The following is a 21,597-nucleotide window of genomic DNA, read 5'->3' as shown; positions in this document are numbered from 1 at the left end:
GGCAAATATTAGCTAGCGTCCGCCCGTAATGGAATTCAACGGACTTGTTTAGAAAAAACAAAAAGGTAGTGCCGATTGATGAATCATTATGACATTCCCCCAACATTTGACTTAGAACCTTATTATTTATTCCATTACCGAAACTTTTTCACAGAAAAACAGTCATAATTATCAGAAAAAAATAATCCCGCTAAGACGAAAGGTTGATCGGATGTCATTTATTTTTATAGGAACTATTCTTATTAGTGCACTAATCGTTTTTGCACTTTTTTTTATTGGGAGCGGGCCTTTAAAGCCTAGTAGAAATACTCTTCTTTACTTTGGTTGTACATTTATTATTTGGGCTGCCTTCATTATCGGCTTCTATTCAAATTTATCGGCACAGTTAGGAGAAATTCTGTGGCATGGTAGCTGGATTAGTCTAATTCTCATAGGTTTAACCATTGCCTTTTTAGAATGGAAACGAAGTATATTCTATTCATTATTTATTGTAATAATCGACCTGATAAATCTAATGTTTTATGGGTTTAGCTTTTTAATTGGAAAAATGTAATTCATCGAACTGCAAATATAAAACAAAGTAAACGTCGAAACTTTTATGTTTTATCTTCCTTTCGATAAACAATTGCGTAAATTATGAGACCAATTAAATACCCTAGTACAGTTCCAAAACTAATAAAATACAACTGAAATCTTAGATTGAAAAAAAGGCCTAAAATGGTGCCGATACCACAACCAAATAGCAAGCCTAGCGGGATTAGGTCATGTTGAAAAATTTTATTGTTTTTGGATTTTCCCAGAACCAAACTCCCCTTCAATGTATTAATATTTTCGCCAGTTGTTTTATTTGAGCTCCTCTAATACTTTATATAAAAATTCTTCACTTCGTAGTATATTCGATTCAAAGGAATTGAGGTGATAGCTTAAAAGCATACTTTTAAAGAGGTTTAAGTCATCCATTAATAGGACGAATTCTACTTTATCACCGTTATGATTTTCTGCATACAGTGCATTATTTAAAACAAATGCAGTAGACCCACCCTTTGCGCCTAAATGGACAAATTGTTGATGATTTTCTTCGAATAGTTGCATTGGCCATTCCATAATATCTCGGAGTGTTTCTGAAGCCATGCTTGGTAACTCTTCATTTGAAATAATCGCTAATAATTTACCGTAATCATTGGCAGATGCACCAATCAGTCGATCAGACCATATTTTTTGAACATCAAGTGATAGATCAAATGCCTTTTTATCTAACTGAATTTTATCAGTTTTCATTTGTTGACTATATGTTGCAGCTAAAGCCCGATATTCTTCTATTGGCATTTCCTTCAGTGACTGTAAGAGCTCCTTCTTTCCTTTAGTACTTTGCTGTAACTGAACTGGAATATAAAGAGAGCCTACTATTGGATAAATTTCCTCATGTTGCGTTAATCCAAGCACTACGGCACGGTGATTGATTGCTTCCTGACCTATCCAATCGATTAGAAAATCTGTATTCGCATTGGAACTATACGTAATCATTCCCTTTACTACTTCATGAAGCGCTACAGTATTATTTTTTAATTTTCCATCCTCTTTCATTGCCGATAACCAATATTGATGGGCCCCTCCATCTGTATTTTCATAATAAAAGCGATTTAAAAGATCGATTGATATTGGCGTATCTTTACTTAGCTGTTTAGCATCGATTTGCATTGCATATTCGACGGCAATTAAAATCTTTACTGTACTAGCTAAAGGTCTAATGACATCGGATTGATAAGTAATAATTGTCTCACCATTTTTAGCAACATAAAGCGAGCTTGTTTCAGGATTTTCTTTTAGATGCTTTACTACATAATTCGGATTATCTCGAAATAGCGCGTAACTAACAGCTACTAAAATGACTATCAAAGCACTATAAATTAAAAGACGTTTTTTTGTATAAGTTTTTTTGTCAAACAAAATCATCGCTAGAAAACCAAAAAATAAAGCAACAATAAAGGGTACTTGAAATAGTAAAACTGCAATAATGATTCCAATTACAACGCCCGTAGAAAAAATTGCTTTCGATATTTCATAGGTCGTCCTCTTCCCCTTTTCTAACAAAGGTATGAACGAAAAAAAGACAATACTCAGCAAACCAATCCAAGCCCAAATCGTCATTTTTCAACTCTCCTCTTCTTATAGACTAAAAACTTAATATTTTCGTTTAAGTACAGAAATATTAATCGCATGAATCATCATTAATCCTGTTAGTAAAAACCAAATAACAAGTTTATACGTTTCATAATTAAGTGGGTTAATCCATTGATCGAATAATTCTATAAGTAACCAGCCTAATGGAAGTAAAGGAAAAACGATACCGTAGGATTTATTCGAAATTCCTTTTCCGCGCTCATCCTTACTTTCTTCTCCCCATTCAAATTTAAAAACTACAAACATAGCAGAAAAAAATAATAAAACATAAGTGATACGGAAAATTACCATGAACATCTCCATCTTTATTACTCTCCTTCTATTTCATATTGAAAAACTTCGTGTAACTCTACATTAAATAAAACAGCAATATCAAATGCGAGCTTTAACGAAGGATTGTAACGATTTTTCTCAAGAGAAATGATTGTTTGTCTACTCACCCCTAATTGATCCGCCACATCCTTTTGAGACAATCCCCTTTCAGCTCGTAGTACGACCATTCGATTTCGTATTGTTCGTTCTTGCATCATTTTTCACCTCTTATACCATTTAATGTAATTTATTTTTCACTAAAAGTAAAGTTTTTTTTACATTTAGTAAAATAAATTTTACCTATTAATACACATTAACATCTTGTCAAAGTTTTTTAATGAAAAATGAATATAAAAAGTGCTATCAAAATAACAATTAATATTGCGGTCAAACGAAATCGAGCTTTAAGTATCAATAGCAATTTATAAGTAAAAAAATGCTATAATTATGTTATTTAAAAACCAATTCAAAATGTTTCAAAGTCGTCTACATTTGAAAAGTGTGCGCATTGTAATTTCCTACTGAAAGGAATGAAATAATTGAAGAAGAAACCTATCTATGTAGAAATCCAAATGGAAAGCACCGTAGACGAGGTGTGGCATTATACACAACAACCCGATCTACATGCGCAATGGGATTTACGCTTTACAACGATTACATATAACGAAAAAGAACGGGAAGATGCTCCTCAATCCTTTACTTACACGACAAAGGTAATGCCAGGAATCGTTGTTTCAGGATGGGGCGAAAGTAAAGGGACACATGAAAAAGGTAGTGTAAAAACTTCTTCGCTTCATTTTGGGTCTCCGCAGAAAATTTCACCCATTAAAGAAGGACGTGGCTATTGGCAGTATATTCCGAATAATAACGGGATAACATTTTTGACACAGTATGATTACGATGTACGTTTTGGTAAGCTTGGACAATTGTTTGATCAGCTTTTCCGACCGATAATGGGCTGGGCAACTGCTCTTAGCTTCGATGTTTTAGCAAGATGGCTACAAACCGGAGAAAGACCGAGTACTCAATACCGTCGCTTTTTTAGTTACTACGTCATATGTTTTCTCTTTAGCTTTGTTTGGCTTTACCAAGGGCTAATCCCAAAAGTTATCGGTCAGCATCCACTGGAAATCGACATGCTCGCAAATATTTCACCACTTACGTTGGAACAAGCATCCCATTTCATTATTTGGATTGGACTCTTGGAAGCAATCATTGGACTGCTATTTTTATTAACACCAATGCAACTCCTTTTCCTAAAGGCACAAATATTTTTATTTCCCTTATTAACTTTATTTGCGATTATTGCTTCCCCTCATGTTGCGACCGATCCATTTAACGTCATTACGTTTAATCTCACACTTTGGGTGCTATCTATTGTCGCACTTTTTTTACGAGAGCAGCTACCTACAGCGAAAAATTGCAAACGAAAACGAGGTGTTTAATATGATATATGAAACATTGTTAGGCAATGATTTTCAACGCTTACATCCAAAGCTACAACAACGATATCGCCTATCTTTACAGGAACCCTTTCAAGCAACCGGTATGATGCAAGTAATTCACTCTGGACCGCGCTATTTGCGCCCAATGTATCAGCTATTTACAAAAAACCGTTTTTTATTTCCAGAAAGTGGCGTCATGGTTCCCTTTACGTTATCTAATTCATGCCGTATTAATGACGACAAGGAAGCGGAAGTATATTGGGAACGGACCTTTTACTTCCCTAAGACAACTCGCCAATTTAATGCAAAAATGACCATGGATTTACAACGTGGGATTGTAAAAGATTATTTAGGTGATCCTTCGTTATTTTATTCGGATTTAAAATTCGATGTAACGACGGATGGATTTTTACTCATTCGCTCCGAGCAACAACGTCTTGTTATTGGGAAGAAAGAAGCTTCATTACCTTCCCTTTTAACAGGACGCGTTGTAGTAACTGAAGGTTATGATGATGCACTAAACATGTATACTATCCATGTATCCATCTTCAATGATTTGATTGGGAGGATGATGATGTATGCTGGCCAATTTTCGCCGAGCAATATTTAGACCGTTATCGATTATTGGGCTTGTTTGTCTAGGCGTACTCATGCTTTTCCATGAGCCTACATCCTTTTACTACTATTTAACAGTAGCACAACTTTTGTTTGTTCCGATTGTTGTTGAACTGCTTGTAAAATTAAATACTTGGGAAAAGCTTATTATTGCAAGTGGTCAATTGGCCGTTACAACGCTATTTTTCTCTCTTAGTAAGCTCATTGTTTTCCTCTGTGTCTTCATCTATTTAACTAGTACTATTGTGGTTGCCTGGCAAGGGGTAAAAAGATTTTTAAAACGCGGCTTTGTACATATAGAAGAAATGATGATTGATCTAGGACTCATCTATTTAGTAATGGGTGGTCTTTGGTTTTTCGCATTTCATTTAAAGCTTGATTTTGGATTTAGCCCGATTATTACATGGTTAACAGCAATTCACTTTCATTATTCCGCCTTTTTACTTTGTATTTCAGTTGGGTTAATCGGGCGCATTCAGATAGATCGGTTTTATCGCCTTTGCTGCTTTATCATTGCTGCAGGTCCGATATTAGTAGCTCTTGGGATTACCTTTTCGAGAATCATTGAACTGGTGTCCGTTAGTTTATATATCATGGCGATTTTCTGCATCACCTACTTTGTAATAACTTGGAAACTCCCACGTGGACAGCGTGTACTAATAAGAGGTGCATTTTTAACGTTGTGCTTTACGATTGTTTGGTCACTGCTTTATGCGTGGAGTAATTTAACAGGCATACGATTCGTGGATATTCCAGATATGCTTGCCTTCCATGGCTTCTACAATTGTATCGGGTTTGGATGTCTCATAGTTTTGGCATGGGGTTTATCGATACCACCTACAAAACATCAGGAATACGTATTTCCTATTAGTAAAATTCGTGGAAAGCTTACGACTACAGGTAAATCTCATCCGGGCTTAGTCGATGATATGTCAGTATTTATCAATAAAGCAATGGTGCCCACAATGATCACGGATTTTTATGAGCACACATCAAACTACCATTTAACTGCTACCGTGAAATGGTCTACATGGTTTAAACCTTTTGCCTTTGTTTATCAGTTTATTAGCAGACGAATTGGACAATTAAATTTACCCTATTCCTCTAAGCCTGTTGTAATGGATGGACAAATTTTGAAGGTCGATGAACAATCGGACGGACGTGTAAAGCCTCGAGTTTGGCAACGGGCTATTGAAGATCAGCCAGTATTTACAGCTATTTACTCTACTCATTGGAAAGACACTAAATGCTATATGAATATCGCATTACCGTTACCCTTTTCAACAATGCATGGCATATTACATGTTTCAACGAAGGAGAATAATTTACATTTAACAAGTGACACCAACGGAGATGCTGGAACGTACCTAGTAATTGGAGATATGATTTTACAACTTCCATTGCACGAATACTTCATTTTAAAGGAAGAACAAGGGACGCTTCGAGCAAAGCATCATATGACCTTATTTGGATTATCTTTTTTACATATTGATTATGAGATTCAAAAAAAGATGACATGATAGAAATTTGATAAATGAATGTGTTCGTATATATGGATGAAAGGAATGGATTCAATGGACAAAAATTTAAATCCGAAACGGCTCATAGATTTAATTAAGCACGCTAATCCCCCTAAAAAAAGAATTAGCTTTGCGATTTTAATTGGCATTATTGAAACAATAGCAGGTTTGTTAGTCCCATTATTACTTATGCAAATGGTGAATCAATTTGCAGACGGTGGACTTTCTTATACTTTATTGCTAATTGCTGCAGCCGCATTAATTGGGCAAGCAATATTATCAGGCGTAAGCTTTTACTTAATGACTTCCATCGGAGAAGGCCTCGTATCCGCAATACGTAATCGTGTCTGGGCGCATGTGTTGAAGCTAACTATGCCTTATTTCGATGAACATGAATCAGGAGAAACGATGAGTCGGATTACGCAAGATACAAATGTTGTAAAAGAGCTAATTACACAGCATCTTATCAACTTTTTAAATGGTCTACTTGCAATTATTGGCTCGGTCATTATTTTATTATTCATCGATTGGAAAATGACACTCCTTATGCTGATTGCGGTCCCACTTACGGTGTTAACCATGATGCCTTTAGGGAGAAAAATGCATGGGGTTGCGGTGTCAAACCAGGATGCTCTTGCCAAGTTCACAGGAAACTTAGGCCGGGTTTTAAGTAATATTCGGATGGTAAAAGCTTATCAAGCAGAGAAACTGGAAATTGATAAAGGCAAGGCTCAGATTCATGAGCTTTATCGCTACGGTCTAAAGGAAGCAAAAATTATGGCCCTGCTGTCGCCAATTATGACCCTCATTATGATGCTCGTCGTCATCGTATTATTTGGCTATGGTGGTGCACAAGTTGCAACCGGTGCCATATCTGCTGGCGAACTAGTGGCAATAATGTTTTATCTTATTCAAATAATTGTCCCATTTACGCAAATGGCCAGCTTTTTCACTTCCTTCCAAAAGGCGCTTGGTGCAACAGAGCGATTAAATGATATTTTATCATTGCCAATTGAACAAGGTGGTGCACAGCATTTACCGATAGATGAGCAAAATATTGTGTTACAAAACATTAATTTCCGATACAATGAAAAGCCTGTTTTACAAGAGCTTTCAGCAATTCTTCCTAAAGGACAAATTACCGCTCTTGTTGGCGCGAGCGGCGGCGGGAAGACGACCATCTTTTCTTTACTTGAGCGTTTTTATAACGTGAACAAAGGTTCCCTGCTATATGGAGAGCAGCGTATTGAACAAATCAACTTACATGAATGGCGTTCATTATTTGGTTATGTGTCACAGGAAAGTCCGATAATGAGTGGAACAATTCGTGATAATGTCCTTTATGGAAGCCAACAAAAAAATGATAAAGACGTTAAAGAGGCATTAATACAGGCAAATGCATGGTCATTTGTAGCCCATTTCCCGAACCAACTAGATGAGCAAGTTGGTGAAGGTGGAATGAAGCTGTCTGGTGGTCAACGCCAGCGAATTGCGATCGCTCGGGCGATATTACGTAATCCAAAGATTTTACTGTTAGACGAAGCAACTTCAAGTTTAGATAACGAATCAGAGCATGCGGTACAGGAGGCATTAACGCGCTTAATGACAAATCGTACGACATTAATTATTGCGCACCGATTATCAACGATTAAGCATGCAAATCAAATCCTTGTACTTGAAAACGGTGAAATAACAGGTCGAGGTACACACGAGGAGCTGATGAAATCTCATCCATATTATCAAAAGCTACAGCAGCTTTCCTCGAAACAGTTGGATAGCGAGTAAATTTAAGTAAAGCCACTGTGAAAGCACGTCATGTCGATGCATATCGTCAAGGCGTGTTTTATTTGATTCTACATCTACGTCTGTCAAAATCATGGGAAGGAGAAAAAACAGCTTGGATGGCTATTATTGGCTTTGGAATCATCATCTTTAATCAAGTATTCGTCAATTTAGTAATAGCAGGACTCCATTCCTATGCATAACAAAGAAATTAAAGGCTTATCAATGATGAGATCATTAAAGGCTGGAAAGGTCTCCATATTTTATGGTGCCCATTCCCGCTTTTCCACTCAGTATTGTTAGCTTCATATGTTGCAAACATCTTCTCGAATGATTCAATCATTTTTATAGTCACTAATAAATTTCTTGCTCCTTCTTCCGAAGTATAATTGTTTATAGAATCACGCCCGTTTATAATGTTTTACAATACTCGGTGGTTAAACTTTTTTACAATAGTTACTAAAATGGCAATAATAAAAACAATAAAACTATTTATCATTAAATAATAGCCGAGCTGCAAACCGTAAAAAATCGCGAAAGGATCACGAATAATAAATACCGCTAATGCACCGCCGATGGAACCAAAAAAGGCTGCTAATAGTAAGATTGTAAAAGCGGAAATATATAAATTCTTCTTTTTTCTGTAATAGATAAACCCAATTATATTTGCACTAACGATAAATAAACACATCAGAATTATGAATAAACTTTCCAATTAACACTCCTCCATAAACCTATTTTAATATTCAATTAGCACAGCTATTTTAGTCCGTTAATTGTCCTGATTTAAGTTTTTTATTTAACCAGGCTGCTTGAGCTAAAGCGAAGCTGTCATTAAAAATATCCCCTGGTTTATTCGCTTCTCCTATAATATAAGATGAAAATGGCATATTTAAAAAATCGAATGTGTATTGAAACTGCTGAATAAGTGGTAGACCCTTAATCCTTGGTTCATCACCACCAACGGCTACGACAATTGTTTGTATTGTTTTTAAATGCTCTTTAAATGTTGGATACCGCTCATCTCGAATTGCTTGACTAAATCGGTCTATCATATTTTTCATTAAGCCAGACATGCTGTACCAGTATATCGGTGTTGCAAAGATTACCACATCGCTTTTCTCTAACATTTCAATCAACTGATCATAATCGTCATTAAATACTTGAAAGCCATTTTTAGTATGCCTTAAATCCTCGATCGGTAAAATGTGTAAATCCTTTAAATATACTTTTTCATGTTCGATACCTTGCACAACTAAGTTTGCCAATAGTTCACTATTTCCATCTTTTCTTGAACTTCCAATGAATACTGTTATCTTCATTATTGTACACCTCTCCTTTTACAAGTACAGACTTCAATTGTTATAAAATGGTTCCCGTGTTGATTGATTGATCCCATTTTAATAGTACATTTAATATTTTTTTGCATAATAAACCATGTTTAAAAAGACGGTAGATATATAAAATGCCACGAAAAGGGATAATACGTGAAAGGTAGCAAGATTTAAAGTTGATGTAGGGTTGAAGAGTATCATTAACATAACCGCAAAACCCATTCCCCAAAAATAACTACTATATATCGCACGTTCTCGAATTCTTTGTGCGCGCTCATCTTTCTCAGCCAAGTGAGGTGCTAAATAGGCTAAACAAAATGTCATAATCGTAAAAGCAAAAGCTAGTAATCCTTCTGGAAATTGGCCCGAAACAATATATGCGCCATTAATAAAAATTGCATTGAATAGCATAATAAAGCCAAAAATTAAAAATATTGTCCTCCTGTTTTTCATTCATTATCCTCCTCATAAATAAAAATATCTTCAATATGACAATTAAATAGTCTGGCTAATTTAAACGCTTGCGTGCTTGAAGGATTATAACGTCCTTTTTCTAAAGAGATAATAGTTTGCCTAGAAACTCGTAACTTTTCGGCTAATACATCCTGAGAAAAATCAAATCTTGCACGTAAGTCCTTCATATTATTTTTCATTGTTTCAGCTACCTAAAAGTAAAGTTCACTTTACATTATATGTATAAAAATGTAAATAAAGGGTTTATGAGTGAAATTTCGGGGTAATGTCATAATGATTCATCAATCGGCACTACCTTTTTGTTTTTTCTAAACAAGTCCGTTGATTTCCATTACTTGTTTCTCGTCAATTCAAGTATATAAAAAAGGATGATCTTGTGCTTTTTTTGCACAAATTGAATAGATGCCCCAACAAATATTATAGAACCAATAAAAGATGTATTATACTAAAAACGAAACCCCGAATAAGTGCACTTTTCGTGTCTACAATTCGGGGCTCTTATATGCTCTATTTTTTAATTTAAATATATTCCTTATGATACTTTTTTCAACATACACCTAAAGAGATTCTAATGTATTTAAAACCAATCTAGGAACATTGATATCCTCGATCAAGACTTTAACATCCTCTTCAGACATTGATGACTTGATACCGGTTACTTGGTGGCCATTGAACTCACTAACTACCTCCTCCCCATTTCTAAAGCTTATCGTGTAAGTAACCCCGTTAACCTCTTGGTGATATGAAAATCCAAAAAGATGGTCACTGTTTATACTGTAACTAAGTGTATAGGGTATACCCTTAATATCTATCTCCTCATATACAAACTCCTTATTTTCCATTGGTGTTTGCTTACCTATATCTACAATAAGTTTTTGCTTCTCATCATTAATACTTGAATAGTTAAAAGATATCGACAATACATCATCAGAACTCAATTCATGCGTATAGACTTTATCTTCTTCCAAATTGAGCATATCAATTTCTTGGCCATATGAGTTGTATACACGAATACTACTTAAATGATATTCATCAATGATTGATTCATAATCAATCGCAGGATAGTACTTTTTGAATTCATGAAGGTCTGTAAATGTGTAGTCTGGATTATTTATTAAATATCGGACATTATTTTTAGGGCTTTGTTTAAATGTATATTCATTGTGATTCAATTTCGCCCTTTCTGTTACCTGGAACTCGAAATCATCTTCAGCCGCTACTTGAGAAGTGCTGTTTTCCAGGACAGAGTTAGATGGATGTCCGTATTCTTTGTGATGATAATTATGGATGAATTGGACGATACTTTCAGTTATCTTCACTAATGATGGGAAATCTACTTCTTCCATTGTATCTGAGGAACGATGGATTTTTGGGGTCACATTCTGACTGGAAATCGTCATAGCATTAATATGCTTACTTAGAAATATTGAGTGATCGCTTGTTAATCCTCCACTTAAATCAGTATTAAAATCCACACTACTTTCTTTCAAGATAGATTTCAGGTCTTCCAATAAATCTTCCGAAACTTCATCCTCCCGTGAAACAATACTTATTGGCGCATTATACAAAGAATCTAAATTAATATTATTAATGCTATTATATTTGTCACTCAACTCTTCGACTAAATGAGAACTCCCTTGAAGCCCTGATTCTTCACCGTTAAAGGCAACTATAATAATCTCGTTATCAAATTTTTCAGTCGAGCTTACTAATTTTTGGGCTATTTCAAGTAATACCGCAACTCCGGACGCATTATCAATGGCTCCTCGATAAATGGAATCACCAACAGTTCCTACATGATCAAAATGAGCAGACAGAACAAGTACATTTTTATTATCTTTACCTGGAATCTTACCTGCTATGTTGTATGCATCAATCATTTCTTCTTCCACTGATATGTTCATCATTATTTGTCCACTAGAAAATTCTTTTAATCTATTATACGTGTCTGTAAAAATTTGAATAACAGGTTTCTCAACAGTGTCAATTAATAATGACTTAGAAAAAGCTTCTTCTACAATAAATACCCCTTGAGATTTTTCAAAAGCTTCTTGGAAATTACTTCTGTCTTTTAAGACAACATAAGCTTGCTCTGTCTCCGAACTTTGGCTATCAAACGTAAAAGGCAACGTTTTTTCATAGTTGCTATAACCGTTTCTCTCCAAAAAATCAATGCCACGTATCAAATTTACTTTGACTCCACTGTCAGAAATAATTTGTATTTGATAGGTTGCTTTTTCTGGATTATGAAATTTATGAGGATACTGCAATAATAGTGACTCATTATCCACGTTGATAGGCTCTAACCCTATTTCCCGGAATTTTTCTTCAATGAAAGATAGCGCTAGGTCATTACCTTTTGTCCCAGTAAGACGACCATCCATTTCATCAGAAGTTAAAATCCTAATTGTATCTTCTAAATGGCTATATTCTGTATCATCACTGCACCCTACTAAAAATAAAGTTACTAAAATTATACTAAATAATGTCTTTCGTAAATGCATCAAACACACCTCCAATATTTAAATTTACAAATTGTATATATTTACCATTAATTGGATTTTATATTTATAATATGGTGCGGTCAATGAATTATACTTATTTTTGATCTTAATAGAATGAGTGCGTAAACAAACTATTAAATTCTCATATTGTTTTGCCCCTGTTCAATTCGATTCCGTCAGTCTACTTTGTTTCAATAGTTAAAGCTGATATCGTTTTTACGGGACTATTAATTTTGTTAGTTATATAGAACAAGCATTGCCGCTAAAACAAACACTGGCAGCCCCACTACAAGTGACAATACGGAAATGGCAACATGCACATGCTCTTTCGATTTAAACATTTTTTTCAAGACGAGATAGATGAAAATACCGATTAATCCGCCTATTGAATTTAATAGTAAATCATCAATATCGCTTGCTCCGCGCTTCAGAATGTATTGGAGTGCTTCAATTCCTAAGCTCGTAGTTATTACTGCACCCATTGCTTTTCCAAAATTAAAACGTTTCAAAAAGTCTGCGAAGTATATCCCTAAAGGAATAAACATAAGAATATTTCCCCAGACGTTTAACGTAAAGCCTTGCTCTGCTATCATTTGAAAAGGCACTAAATTGACACTACGGTTCGCATCTCGTGATATAAATACTGTGTCAATTAATAAGTACGCATAAAATACCAACACAAGCCAAAAAGCTAAATTTAAAAGTTTTTTCATTGTATTTCCTCCTAACTACTCCATCTATCATAGCCAGGAAATCTTAATATAGCATTACGTAAAATCTTAATTTATTCTTAAGATTAGCTATCATTAGGTCAACACTTACTGTGAGAAAATATTTTTCCGTTCTGCTACGTTCCCATTTCAAAAAAGCAGATTGTACATACCATATCCGAAAAGAAAAAGGATAATAAATATAATAATCCAGCCGAGTTCCTTCAAACTCATTCCTGATGTTACGGGCATTCCACTTTGTGTTTTATTGAGCGTATCATTCAATTGAACAGCTGGGTTATTTTTTAGTTCTTCCTTATAAAGATGTTCACGAAGCTCCTCTGGCTTTTCTTTTTTTGACATGTTCCTACTCCTCCACTTCAATTTCTTCACGTATTCATTTTATCCTTAATTTCTTGCATTACGGCAAGTTATCTAAATTTTCCGATTAATACTTTGCAGTTATAATGTTACAATAATAGTAAAATATTTTAAAGAAGCTAGAATTGTAATTAAAGCTTTCCATTAAAAATAGTTGAATATTGGAAAACAAATAAACCTTAAAGAGGTATTAATAATGAATAATGAAACCGCTAAAAACATTAGGGGAAGTTTGAAAGCTGATTGCTCTAAATGTTTTGGACTCTGCTGTGTTGCACTCAATATTGTCACATCAAGTGATTTTGCAATAAATAAACCTGCTGGGACAATTTGCCCTAACTTACAAAAAGATTTTCGCTGTAAAATTCATAATCATTTAACGAATAGAGGATTTAAGGGATGTACCGTTTTCGATTGTTTAGGTGCGGGTCAAAAAGTTTCTCAAGACACTTTTAATGGACTAAGTTGGCAGCAACATCCTCATATCGCCACAAAAATGTTTCGTGTTTTTCCTATAGTAGAGCAGCTATTTGAAATGATTGCTTTTATTACAGAAGCATTAACTCATAATATTTCACATTCATTGCGTAGTAAGTTACGTACACAATTCGATAAATTAAGAGGCTATACTAATATGGATGCGGATAGCCTTTTAGTTTTGGATTTAATAAATTGTCGATTACCTGTAAACGAGCTTCTTCTCGAAACAAGTGAATACATCCGAAATGAGTTAAGTTCAAAAGTTTTCATGATTAAGAAAGGAAAACAATGTAGGGGCGTTGATTGGATTGGAAAAAATTTAAAAGGTAAAGATTTAAGAACGACGGATTTTAGAGGAGCGTACTTAATCGCAACGGATTTGAGAAACACGGATTTAAGAGGTGTTGATTTTATAGGAGCGGATTTACGTGATGCAAATTTAAGTGATGCAAATCTTTCTACAAGTATGTTTTTAACCCAAATGCAAATTAATGCGGCTAAAGGTAACGATCGAACGATCTTACCTACACACATTCATACACCATTTCATTGGATTAACTGATATTTTTCAATTATAACCTCTTAAATAAAATTACACGCGGCAATTTTTCTTTATGAGAAATTGCTTTTTCAAGTCATTAATAGTAATATCCTTGGTTTTTAACTTTCGTGCTGTTCCCACTACTTTAAATACAATTCCCCTACTGAAAAAGCAGTCTCTTATCGTAAGTTCTAATAATTGTAATTAGTTTGAAAAGGATTCAATCATCCTCTTGTTCTTAAAAATTCCTCAAGTATTTCCGCTAATGCTTTCGGTGCTTGCACATTCACTTCATGACCTGCCCTCGGGATAAGCTGAAGTACAGCTGCTGGAATGAGTTCCGCTATTTTTTTTGAAGCTTTCTTATTTACATAGTCCTTTTCGCCGCAAACAATCAACGCTTTACAGGAAATAGCCATTAATTGATCAGTAAAATGTAAGTTTAACATTGAATTTGTCAGCTGTATGAAATCGCTTTTTTTTAAACCGATTTCCTCAAAAGTAGAATTTGGTAGAAACTTGAATATTTTATTTTGAAATTTCAATAGTAGTTTCGGCATTTCATACTGAATACCTATTAATGCGATTGACTTTACCTTATGTGGATAATCAATCGCATAATTTAACGCCAAAATCCCCCCAAGTGATAAGCCACAAAGATCGAGTGGTTCATCAATAGAATCACAAAAATCAACGAAGCTCTTATACAGATTCACATATGTAGCTTCTTTTCCACGAAGTAAAATGGATAAATCAGGGCATTCAATTTGTTGTTGTTCTCGTAAATACGAAAGCGTTTGCGCCCAACTTGATGAGTTTTGTCCAAGTCCATGTATAAAAACTATGCTCATAAAGAACACCACCTTATAATTCAATTTTTCTCCTGAAAAGTTCTTTACAATAATTGAAAGCTTATAAATTAGTATACATTTTCTTGAGGCTATCCAACAACTATACTTCTAGTTCAAATCTCACATTAACGAACGATTCTTATTTATAATACTCGTTCATCGTCCGTTCACAATGAATCGATATACTTAACAACATCAACACAGCAAGGAGGCTACTTCATGAAATTAGCATGGAAAGAGATGAAAAAAAATAAAAGCAAGTTCTTCATCTTTGGACTAATCGTCCTTTTAATTAGCTTACTGACATTTATGATTGCAGGATTAGCAAATGGATTATCTCAAGATAATGCAGCACTAATTAAAGAGCTACCAGATGGACAGTTTTATATGACAACCGAGGCAGAAGATAACTACGCCTTATCGAGAATATCAAATACACAGCAACAGGAGCTTCTTAAAAAGTATCCAGATGCTACTGCCCTTTCAATTCAAATGGGTATGTTCCACAACGCTGAAGGAAAGCAACAGAGCGTCGCCTTTGTAACAACAACCGAATCAGATATCTTTCCTAAGGTCGCAGCAGGTGAGATGATTGTAGATATTTCTTTAAAAGAAGAAGGATATAAAATTGGTGATATTTTAACGAGTAATCAATTTAGTGGTCAGTGGGAAATCGTTGGTTTCTCCGAACAAACAAAATTTAATCACGCAGCTGTAGCCTTTATTCAACAAGAGGATTTCACAGAAATGTACCGTACAACTGATTTACAACTACTGTATTTAGCAGATGAAGAGGTAAAAACAATGGATGGTTTAACTGCCTATTCGAACAAAGATTTTTTAAATACGATTCCTAGTTATTCTGCTGAACAGCTTTCACTTAATATGATTATTTGGTTTTTAGTTGTGATTAGTGGTATGTTATTTGCAATTTTCTTCTATATGATGAACGTGCAAAAAATTGGTCTGTATGGAATTTTAAAAGCTATTGGTGTAAAAACAAGTACATTATTTGTCATGATGTGGACGCAAATGCTTCTTATTTCAGCAATCGCTTTAAGCATTTCTCTTGTGTTAAGTCAGTTATTTCAAAACGTTGCTCCACAAGGGATGCCCTTCTATTTAACACTAAATACGACATTATTATTTGCTGGTGTATTTTTAGTTATTGGCTTTATCGGAGCAACAGTCTCAGGACTTCAAATTAAAAAAATTCAACCTCTACAAGCAATACAGCAAGGAGAGATATAATATGAGTTTCTTTACTATACAACAGCTTGAAAAATCATTCCCTATTGGCGAAACAGATGAAACGATCTTGAAAGGCATTGACCTGACGCTTCAGAAAGGTGAAATCACAGCACTTGTTGGGGCTTCTGGCTCAGGGAAAAGTACTTTATTAACCATTGCTGCAGGATTACAATCTGCATCAGAAGGGCATATTTATTTCAATAATGAAGATTTAACAACACTGTCACAAGAAGAGCTTCGCCAAATGCGTGCAGAGCAATTTGGTTTCGTCTTTCAGTTTGCACATTTAGTACCGTTTCTTACAGTAGAAGAACAGCTATTATTAATGTTAGACGTTGCAAATAAGAAAAAAAATAAAATGGATATTAATCGTGTGCTTGAACTAGTTGGGATGGCACATCGAAAAACTGCGTATCCCTCTTCACTTTCTGGTGGTGAAAAACAACGAATTGCGATTGCTCGTGCCATCATTCATGAACCAAAAATATTATTTGCAGATGAACCAACAGCAAGTCTTGATTCCAAACGTTCAAGTGAAGTCATGATGCTTCTTCAAAATTTAACGAAGTCCTTAAATTTAACAACTTTACTTGTCACACACGATGAAGAAATGCTACGGTATGTAGATAGAACAGTACACATGCGAGATGGCAAAATTTTGGAGGAATCTCTTTCATAAACAGCTCCCCTAAAATTGTGAAATCAATATTTTTTTAAAATAGCGCAGCTTATGCTGGGCTATTTTAAATAGATGAAAGGAGTTTTTTTACGATGACTACCCTTTTAGTTGTAGATGATGACCCACATGTACGCGATGTTATTGCCATCTATTTTTCCCAATTAGGCTACCGTGTTATTACGGCAAGAGATGGTATGGCCGCACTTCAGCAGTTGCAGGAACATGCAATCACCCTTGCGATAATTGATGTCATGATGCCCTATTTAGACGGCTATGAACTCACAAGGACGATTCGCAACAACTATAATCTTCCAGTCATTTTATTAACGGCGAAGGGACAACTTGAAGATAAGGAAAAGGGGTATATTGCAGGTACGGATGATTATGTTGTTAAGCCTGTAGATCCAAAGGAATTGCAGTTTCGTGTAGAGGCGCTTCTTCGTCGTTACGAAGCACCTAGCCCTACAGCTACACTACATTTAGGTCCACTTACGATTTTAACTAAAAGTTACGAAATTAAAGTAAATGATCGAACATTAATATTGCCATTAAAAGAATTTGAGCTTTTAGCTTACTTAGTCAAGCATGCGACACAGGTGCTCACACGGGAGCAAATAATTGAGGAAGTCTGGGGTATTGATTATTGTGGTGACGAGCGGACAGTCGATGTACATATTAAACGATTACGTGCTCGACTAATCAAACTAGCACCGAGTATACAAATTAAAACAGTTCGCGGTATTGGTTACTCCATTGAGGAAACACAATGAAAACACTATATGCGAAATTTGTCATCACTACGATTGTCATTATGATATTTAGTAGTATTGTCTCTTTCTTTCTATCCAATATTTATTATCAACAGTATTTAAAGCCACAAAATGATGAAAAGACAACCTCACTTGCTGTCGAATTGGTAAATTATATTGAGACCCACCCAGAGCTTGAATTAGAGGAGTATTTACAGCATTCAGCGTCACTCGGTTATCATATTATGTTGTTTGATCAGAGTTTACAGCCTACTACATTTCAAGAGCCATTTCGTGACACTTCTCTTGAAGAAGATACGATCCAACAAGTGTTAAATGGCACGATTTATCATGGGATACTACACTTCCCTCACCAAACCTTTGTGACAGGTTTTTTTGCAAATGAGCTAACAAACTCGATTGGTGTTCCAATTCAATATAATGGTGAAACGTACGCATTATTTGTTAGACCAAATATAAAGATGTTATTTAATGAAATGCACTTTTTATTTGCTACATTGTTAGTGTTTATGATTGTCCTTAGCATCTTGCTTGTATTATTTTCAACGAAATTAATTGTTAAACCTATTACAAAGCTAACGGAAGCTACCACTTCTATTGCAAAAGGACAGTATGATATTCAACTTGACGATAAACGACTTGATGAACTTGGACGGTTATCTCAAAGCTTTATGCAAATGACAAAAAGGCTATCACAAATCGAAGAAAAGCGTAAAGAATTCATCGCAAATATTTCGCATGATATCCAATCACCACTCTCTAATATTAAAGGCTATGTTACATTAATCGAAAAAGATCATCCGATTAATCAACAGTATATTGATACAATTCATCATGAAATTGCACGATTGTCGACTATGACCAATCAACTATTGCAGCTGACAACACTCGACCAGCAAGACTTACCTTTACAGCCACAGTTATTTTCTGTAAGTGAACAAATCAAAAAGCTTGTTCTGCATTATGAATGGCAAATTCGTCAGAAGGATTTGATGCTTAGCTACTCTCTTCCTGAAGTACAAATCTTTGCCGATGCAGAATTGCTAAATGCAGTATGGGATAATTTACTATCTAATGCCGTTAAATATACAAATGAGTATGGGACAATTGATATTGAACTTATTGAGCAGCCTGAAAGTATTACTATTACATTTGAAGATAGTGGCATTGGTATTAGTGAACACGAACAGCAGCAAATTTTCGAACGCTTTTATCGTGCAGACTCCTCACGTACACGAACGATTGAAGGCACTGGATTAGGCTTATCTATCGTAAGGCGTGTATTAACACTGCATAATGGGACAATTAATATTACAAGTGAACTAGGTGTGGGGACTACCGTATCTGTAACATTACCAAAAAACATTTAAGAAAAACATTAACCAATGAATTTTTTATGGGATTTCCTAAAACCCATTAAACTAGATCAAAAAAGTCATCATTCTAAAAAATGGTGGCTTTTTTCTTTTGTGGGACACATTATACTTTAGTGGGCTCTTCTTTATAGGTGTACTCAATAATGAAGGGGCTCAAGCATCATACTCCTCCTCTTTTTCCATTCTAGATTTCAGAAAAGCTTTGATGCAAGAATATTCAAACAATATAATACTATTAGTTACACTATGTTTGGAGGGATATTATGAAAAATGTGAAAGTATTACATATTGATGCATTTAGTTCAATTCCTGATAGAGGAAATCCTGCAGGGGTTGTGTTGAATGGGAAGGACTTTTCTGAACAAGAAATGCAGCAAATTGCTAAAAAAATCGGCTTTAACGAAACCGCATTCATACTGCCATCCGAGGTGGCTGACTTTCGAATCCGCTATTTTACTCCCGGTCACGAAATGAATTTATGTGGTCATGCGACAATGGGAGCTGTTTTTGCCTTGCAACAAGAATGCCTTCTACAAAATAGTTGCATTACGATTGAAACGCTTGTTGGTGTTTTACCAATTAAAGTTCAACATAGTTCGGGAGAAATTCGAATTCACATGCAACATGCAAAGCCACAATTCATTGAATTTACAGGATCTGTACAACACTTAGCAGCAGCAATTGGACTTTCTCTAGATGAAATTGATCACTCCCTTCCAATTGTTTATGGAAGTACAGGCACATGGACGCTAATTGTTCCGATCAAACAGTTATCTAGCTTCCAAAAAATGAAGCCGAAAACAGAACAATTCCCTGAAATATTACTCGACATGCCGAAGTCATCAGTTCATCCGATTTGTTTTGAAGTTAGAGATGTAGACAATGATATGCATGCAAGACATTTTTCCTCTCCTTATTCTGGGACAGTTGAAGATGCCGTCACAGGTACAGGTTCCGGCGTGATGGGTGCCTACTATAAACAATATGTTCATCCATCTGTGCCACTCCCTACTACATTCAAAGTAGAACAAGGACATGAAATAAACAAAGATGGCCTAGTTTATGTACATTTAGAAGAACAAAGTCAACAATTACAGGTTTCCATCTCTGGGACAGCTGTATTTGTTAAAAATATAGAATTGTTTCTTTAAAGCAAGTTCCAACTTAATATAGCAATAATTATCAAAAAAATTTCATGTTTATTCCATATACTTAGTTTTGAGGTGAGCACTATGTATAGTCAAATTATTCAAAATATCATTGAAACATTAGAAGCTAACTTATTAGAACAATGGCAGCTTGAAAACTACGCAAGAAAAATTGGCTATTCTAAATTTTACTTAACACGTCAATTTAAAAAGGAAACCGGTTTGACTATTGGAGCGTATATTCGGAAAAGACGTCTTGCAATATCGGCCCTTCTATTGCTCCATTCAGAGTTAAGTATCTTGGAAATCTCATTCGAATGCCTTTTTCAATCACAGGAGGCATTTTCAAGAGCTTTTAAAGAACTATATAATATGCCACCTGGTAAATATCGCAATCTAATGCGCTTATTACAGCAAAGGGAGGAACAAGAAATGACGACAACAAATGATGTAAAGGGATGGTTTTTAAGTGGTACAAATCCATCAGCATACACAATGAAAACGGACAATGAGGTATTCCATACTGGCTCAAAATCAGGTTACCTTGGATCTACCCGTCCTGCTGAGGAAGGGCAATTTGGGACAATGATGCAAGTATTCTCCGCAAAAAATTGGGTAGGCAAACGGTTAAAAATGTCCTGCTTTATTAAAACTAAAGAGGCCTGAAATGTGGAGCTTGGTGCCGTATTGATAAAAGAAATGGTGACCTTGTACAATTCGATAATATGGAAAATCGTTCAATCCATGGTACTACCGATTGGAACTATTATTCAATTGTCTTAGATGTACCAGAGGAAAGTACTTCAATTCATTTTGGAATACTACTTGTAGGCTCAGGTGAAATATGGATTGACGGTGTAAAATTTGAAGAAGTTGATCGAACTGTTCCATCAACAAATATGGCAAGCTCACCCGATGACTTACCTTTAGAGCCAATCAACTTGGGTTTTGATGAATTATGATGTTACTAGATATTGTAATCAATATTTTCATCTCAATTTATACTTTGTTACGAATTTGTACAAAATGGAATGGAATTGAATGTAAATTAGAGAAAATCGGACAAATAATATCCTGAGGTATATGTTATTTTTTTCCGAAACAAAACTACTTACAAATCGGATGAAAAAAATTATGTAAAAATAATAAATGGTTAATCGTGTATACTTGCATTTTTGCAAACGAATTCGCCTGCTCATCATACTAATTGAGCAGGCATATTGGTTGGAATAGTATATTTTCT

23 protein-coding genes and 1 pseudogene are annotated in these 21,597 nt (G+C 35.0%); 13 read left to right on the top strand and 11 right to left on the bottom strand.

Annotated features, from left to right (window positions below):
• Positions 1–843 precede the first annotated feature (843 nt).
• The 3 genes from MKZ17_RS10350 to MKZ17_RS10340 are packed head-to-tail and all read right to left on the bottom strand — an operon-like array spanning position 844 to position 2,711.
• Positions 844–2,148 (bottom strand): serine hydrolase, encoded by a 1,305-nt coding sequence (locus tag MKZ17_RS10350; RefSeq protein WP_340723658.1) that lies wholly within the window; start codon positions 2,146–2,148, stop codon positions 844–846.
• A gap of 33 nt (positions 2,149–2,181) precedes the next feature.
• Entirely contained in the window at positions 2,182–2,484 is a 303-nt protein-coding gene (locus MKZ17_RS10345) for a hypothetical protein (protein ID WP_340723657.1), read from the bottom strand.
• Positions 2,485–2,489: 5 nt separating this feature from the next.
• The gene (locus MKZ17_RS10340; protein ID WP_340723656.1) at positions 2,490–2,711 is read right to left on the bottom strand and encodes a helix-turn-helix transcriptional regulator; all 222 of its coding nucleotides are present in this window, start codon (positions 2,709–2,711) and stop codon (positions 2,490–2,492) included.
• A gap of 321 nt (positions 2,712–3,032) precedes the next feature.
• Here MKZ17_RS10340 and MKZ17_RS10335 point away from each other — a divergent pair, with 321 nt between their 5' ends.
• The 5 genes and pseudogenes from MKZ17_RS10335 to ccsA form a co-directional block, all read left to right on the top strand.
• Complete coding sequence (locus MKZ17_RS10335) at positions 3,033–3,938, top strand: DoxX-like family protein (RefSeq protein WP_340723655.1); 906 nt, start codon at positions 3,033–3,035, stop codon at positions 3,936–3,938.
• Position 3,939: 1 nt separating this feature from the next.
• Positions 3,940–4,548, top strand: a complete 609-nt coding sequence (locus tag MKZ17_RS10330) for a DUF4166 domain-containing protein (RefSeq protein ID WP_340723654.1) — start codon at positions 3,940–3,942, stop codon at positions 4,546–4,548.
• On the top strand, positions 4,517–6,073 hold the full coding sequence (locus MKZ17_RS10325; RefSeq protein ID WP_340723653.1) for a YndJ family protein: 1,557 nt from the start codon (positions 4,517–4,519) through the stop codon (positions 6,071–6,073). The genes MKZ17_RS10330 and MKZ17_RS10325 overlap by 32 nt, the downstream gene beginning before the upstream one ends.
• 36 nt (positions 6,074–6,109) lie before the next feature.
• On the top strand, positions 6,110–7,858 hold the full coding sequence (locus MKZ17_RS10320; protein WP_445326907.1) for an ABC transporter ATP-binding protein: 1,749 nt from the start codon (positions 6,110–6,112) through the stop codon (positions 7,856–7,858).
• Between the two features lie 53 nt (positions 7,859–7,911).
• Positions 7,912–8,058 (top strand): annotated as a pseudogene (ccsA, locus tag MKZ17_RS10315) (cytochrome c biogenesis protein CcsA); the annotation flags it as partial.
• A 218-nt stretch (positions 8,059–8,276) separates the two neighbouring features.
• Here ccsA and MKZ17_RS10310 read toward each other — a convergent pair.
• The 7 genes from MKZ17_RS10310 to MKZ17_RS10280 all read right to left on the bottom strand — a co-directional run bounded on the left by MKZ17_RS10310 (position 8,277) and on the right by MKZ17_RS10280 (position 13,240).
• On the bottom strand, positions 8,277–8,570 hold the full coding sequence (locus tag MKZ17_RS10310) for a 3-isopropylmalate dehydrogenase (protein WP_340723651.1): 294 nt from the start codon (positions 8,568–8,570) through the stop codon (positions 8,277–8,279).
• A 49-nt stretch (positions 8,571–8,619) separates the two neighbouring features.
• Entirely contained in the window at positions 8,620–9,177 is a 558-nt protein-coding gene (locus MKZ17_RS10305) for a flavodoxin family protein (protein WP_340723650.1), read from the bottom strand.
• 90 nt (positions 9,178–9,267) lie between these two features.
• Positions 9,268–9,642 (bottom strand): hypothetical protein, encoded by a 375-nt coding sequence (locus tag MKZ17_RS10300; protein ID WP_340723649.1) that lies wholly within the window; start codon positions 9,640–9,642, stop codon positions 9,268–9,270.
• On the bottom strand, positions 9,639–9,842 hold the full coding sequence (locus MKZ17_RS10295; protein ID WP_340723648.1) for a helix-turn-helix transcriptional regulator: 204 nt from the start codon (positions 9,840–9,842) through the stop codon (positions 9,639–9,641). The genes MKZ17_RS10300 and MKZ17_RS10295 overlap by 4 nt, the downstream gene beginning before the upstream one ends.
• A gap of 378 nt (positions 9,843–10,220) precedes the next feature.
• Positions 10,221–12,167, bottom strand: coding sequence for a M28 family metallopeptidase (locus MKZ17_RS10290; protein ID WP_340723647.1), 1,947 nt, complete (start codon positions 12,165–12,167; stop codon positions 10,221–10,223).
• Between the two features lie 236 nt (positions 12,168–12,403).
• Positions 12,404–12,880, bottom strand: a complete 477-nt coding sequence (locus MKZ17_RS10285; RefSeq protein WP_340723646.1) for a VanZ family protein — start codon at positions 12,878–12,880, stop codon at positions 12,404–12,406.
• Between the two features lie 147 nt (positions 12,881–13,027).
• Entirely contained in the window at positions 13,028–13,240 is a 213-nt protein-coding gene (locus tag MKZ17_RS10280) for a DUF6366 family protein (protein ID WP_340723645.1), read from the bottom strand.
• Positions 13,241–13,454: 214 nt separating this feature from the next.
• On the opposite strand from MKZ17_RS10280, the gene MKZ17_RS10275 reads away from it, so the two are divergent.
• On the top strand, positions 13,455–14,300 hold the full coding sequence (locus tag MKZ17_RS10275) for a pentapeptide repeat-containing protein (RefSeq protein ID WP_340723644.1): 846 nt from the start codon (positions 13,455–13,457) through the stop codon (positions 14,298–14,300).
• A 203-nt stretch (positions 14,301–14,503) separates the two neighbouring features.
• Here the strand turns inward: MKZ17_RS10275 and MKZ17_RS10270 are convergent, their stop codons facing one another.
• Positions 14,504–15,130, bottom strand: a complete 627-nt coding sequence (locus MKZ17_RS10270; protein ID WP_340723643.1) for an alpha/beta fold hydrolase — start codon at positions 15,128–15,130, stop codon at positions 14,504–14,506.
• A 219-nt stretch (positions 15,131–15,349) separates the two neighbouring features.
• Between MKZ17_RS10270 and MKZ17_RS10265 the strand changes: the two genes are divergently transcribed.
• From MKZ17_RS10265 to MKZ17_RS10235, 7 genes are all read left to right on the top strand, one after another.
• Positions 15,350–16,381: an ABC transporter permease gene (locus MKZ17_RS10265; RefSeq protein ID WP_340723642.1), complete on the top strand. Its 1,032-nt coding sequence runs from the start codon at positions 15,350–15,352 to the stop codon at positions 16,379–16,381.
• Between the two features lies 1 nt (position 16,382).
• A complete protein-coding gene (locus tag MKZ17_RS10260; RefSeq protein ID WP_340723641.1) occupies positions 16,383–17,060 on the top strand; it encodes an ABC transporter ATP-binding protein in 678 nt (225 codons plus the stop codon).
• Positions 17,061–17,152: 92 nt separating this feature from the next.
• A complete protein-coding gene (locus MKZ17_RS10255) occupies positions 17,153–17,830 on the top strand; it encodes a response regulator transcription factor (RefSeq protein WP_340723640.1) in 678 nt (225 codons plus the stop codon).
• Positions 17,827–19,200 carry a sensor histidine kinase gene (locus MKZ17_RS10250; protein ID WP_340723639.1) on the top strand — a complete coding sequence of 458 codons (1,374 nt, stop codon included), beginning with the start codon at positions 17,827–17,829 and terminating at the stop codon, positions 19,198–19,200. The genes MKZ17_RS10255 and MKZ17_RS10250 overlap by 4 nt, the downstream gene beginning before the upstream one ends.
• Positions 19,201–19,469: 269 nt before the next feature.
• Positions 19,470–20,357: a PhzF family phenazine biosynthesis isomerase gene (locus MKZ17_RS10245; RefSeq protein ID WP_340723638.1), complete on the top strand. Its 888-nt coding sequence runs from the start codon at positions 19,470–19,472 to the stop codon at positions 20,355–20,357.
• 81 nt (positions 20,358–20,438) lie between these two features.
• A complete protein-coding gene (locus tag MKZ17_RS10240; RefSeq protein ID WP_340723637.1) occupies positions 20,439–21,020 on the top strand; it encodes a helix-turn-helix transcriptional regulator in 582 nt (193 codons plus the stop codon).
• 59 nt (positions 21,021–21,079) lie between these two features.
• Positions 21,080–21,316 carry a hypothetical protein gene (locus MKZ17_RS10235; RefSeq protein ID WP_340723636.1) on the top strand — a complete coding sequence of 79 codons (237 nt, stop codon included), beginning with the start codon at positions 21,080–21,082 and terminating at the stop codon, positions 21,314–21,316.
• Positions 21,317–21,597 lie beyond the last annotated feature (281 nt).

Origin of the sequence: Solibacillus sp. FSL R7-0682 (genome assembly GCF_038005985.1) — a bacterium.
GTDB lineage: Bacteria > Bacillota > Bacilli > Bacillales_A > Planococcaceae > Solibacillus.
This window is presented reverse-complemented; position numbering and strand designations above follow the sequence as displayed.

What these genes read in the sequence shown, in the direction of transcription:
- MKZ17_RS10265 (WP_340723642.1), top strand. Translation starts at nt 15,350, where the DNA reads ATGAAATTAGCATGGAAAGAGATGAAAAAAAATAAAAGCAAGTTCTTC.
- MKZ17_RS10260 (WP_340723641.1), top strand. Translation starts at nt 16,383, where the DNA reads ATGAGTTTCTTTACTATACAACAGCTTGAAAAATCATTCCCTATTGGC.
- MKZ17_RS10320 (WP_445326907.1), top strand. Translation starts at nt 6,110, where the DNA reads ATGAAAGGAATGGATTCAATGGACAAAAATTTAAATCCGAAACGGCTC.
- MKZ17_RS10290 (WP_340723647.1), bottom strand. Translation starts at nt 12,167, where the DNA reads ATGCATTTACGAAAGACATTATTTAGTATAATTTTAGTAACTTTATTT.
- MKZ17_RS10270 (WP_340723643.1), bottom strand. Translation starts at nt 15,130, where the DNA reads ATGAGCATAGTTTTTATACATGGACTTGGACAAAACTCATCAAGTTGG.
- MKZ17_RS10285 (WP_340723646.1), bottom strand. Translation starts at nt 12,880, where the DNA reads ATGAAAAAACTTTTAAATTTAGCTTTTTGGCTTGTGTTGGTATTTTAT.
- MKZ17_RS10245 (WP_340723638.1), top strand. Translation starts at nt 19,470, where the DNA reads ATGAAAAATGTGAAAGTATTACATATTGATGCATTTAGTTCAATTCCT.
- MKZ17_RS10300 (WP_340723649.1), bottom strand. Translation starts at nt 9,642, where the DNA reads ATGAAAAACAGGAGGACAATATTTTTAATTTTTGGCTTTATTATGCTA.
- MKZ17_RS10295 (WP_340723648.1), bottom strand. Translation starts at nt 9,842, where the DNA reads ATGAAAAATAATATGAAGGACTTACGTGCAAGATTTGATTTTTCTCAG.
- MKZ17_RS10275 (WP_340723644.1), top strand. Translation starts at nt 13,455, where the DNA reads ATGAATAATGAAACCGCTAAAAACATTAGGGGAAGTTTGAAAGCTGAT.
- MKZ17_RS10250 (WP_340723639.1), top strand. Translation starts at nt 17,827, where the DNA reads ATGAAAACACTATATGCGAAATTTGTCATCACTACGATTGTCATTATG.
- MKZ17_RS10240 (WP_340723637.1), top strand. Translation starts at nt 20,439, where the DNA reads ATGTATAGTCAAATTATTCAAAATATCATTGAAACATTAGAAGCTAAC.
- MKZ17_RS10330 (WP_340723654.1), top strand. Translation starts at nt 3,940, where the DNA reads ATGATATATGAAACATTGTTAGGCAATGATTTTCAACGCTTACATCCA.
- MKZ17_RS10255 (WP_340723640.1), top strand. Translation starts at nt 17,153, where the DNA reads ATGACTACCCTTTTAGTTGTAGATGATGACCCACATGTACGCGATGTT.
- MKZ17_RS10305 (WP_340723650.1), bottom strand. Translation starts at nt 9,177, where the DNA reads ATGAAGATAACAGTATTCATTGGAAGTTCAAGAAAAGATGGAAATAGT.
- MKZ17_RS10340 (WP_340723656.1), bottom strand. Translation starts at nt 2,711, where the DNA reads ATGATGCAAGAACGAACAATACGAAATCGAATGGTCGTACTACGAGCT.
- MKZ17_RS10325 (WP_340723653.1), top strand. Translation starts at nt 4,517, where the DNA reads ATGCTGGCCAATTTTCGCCGAGCAATATTTAGACCGTTATCGATTATT.
- MKZ17_RS10280 (WP_340723645.1), bottom strand. Translation starts at nt 13,240, where the DNA reads ATGTCAAAAAAAGAAAAGCCAGAGGAGCTTCGTGAACATCTTTATAAG.
- MKZ17_RS10345 (WP_340723657.1), bottom strand. Translation starts at nt 2,484, where the DNA reads ATGGAGATGTTCATGGTAATTTTCCGTATCACTTATGTTTTATTATTT.
- MKZ17_RS10235 (WP_340723636.1), top strand. Translation starts at nt 21,080, where the DNA reads ATGGAAAATCGTTCAATCCATGGTACTACCGATTGGAACTATTATTCA.
- MKZ17_RS10350 (WP_340723658.1), bottom strand. Translation starts at nt 2,148, where the DNA reads ATGACGATTTGGGCTTGGATTGGTTTGCTGAGTATTGTCTTTTTTTCG.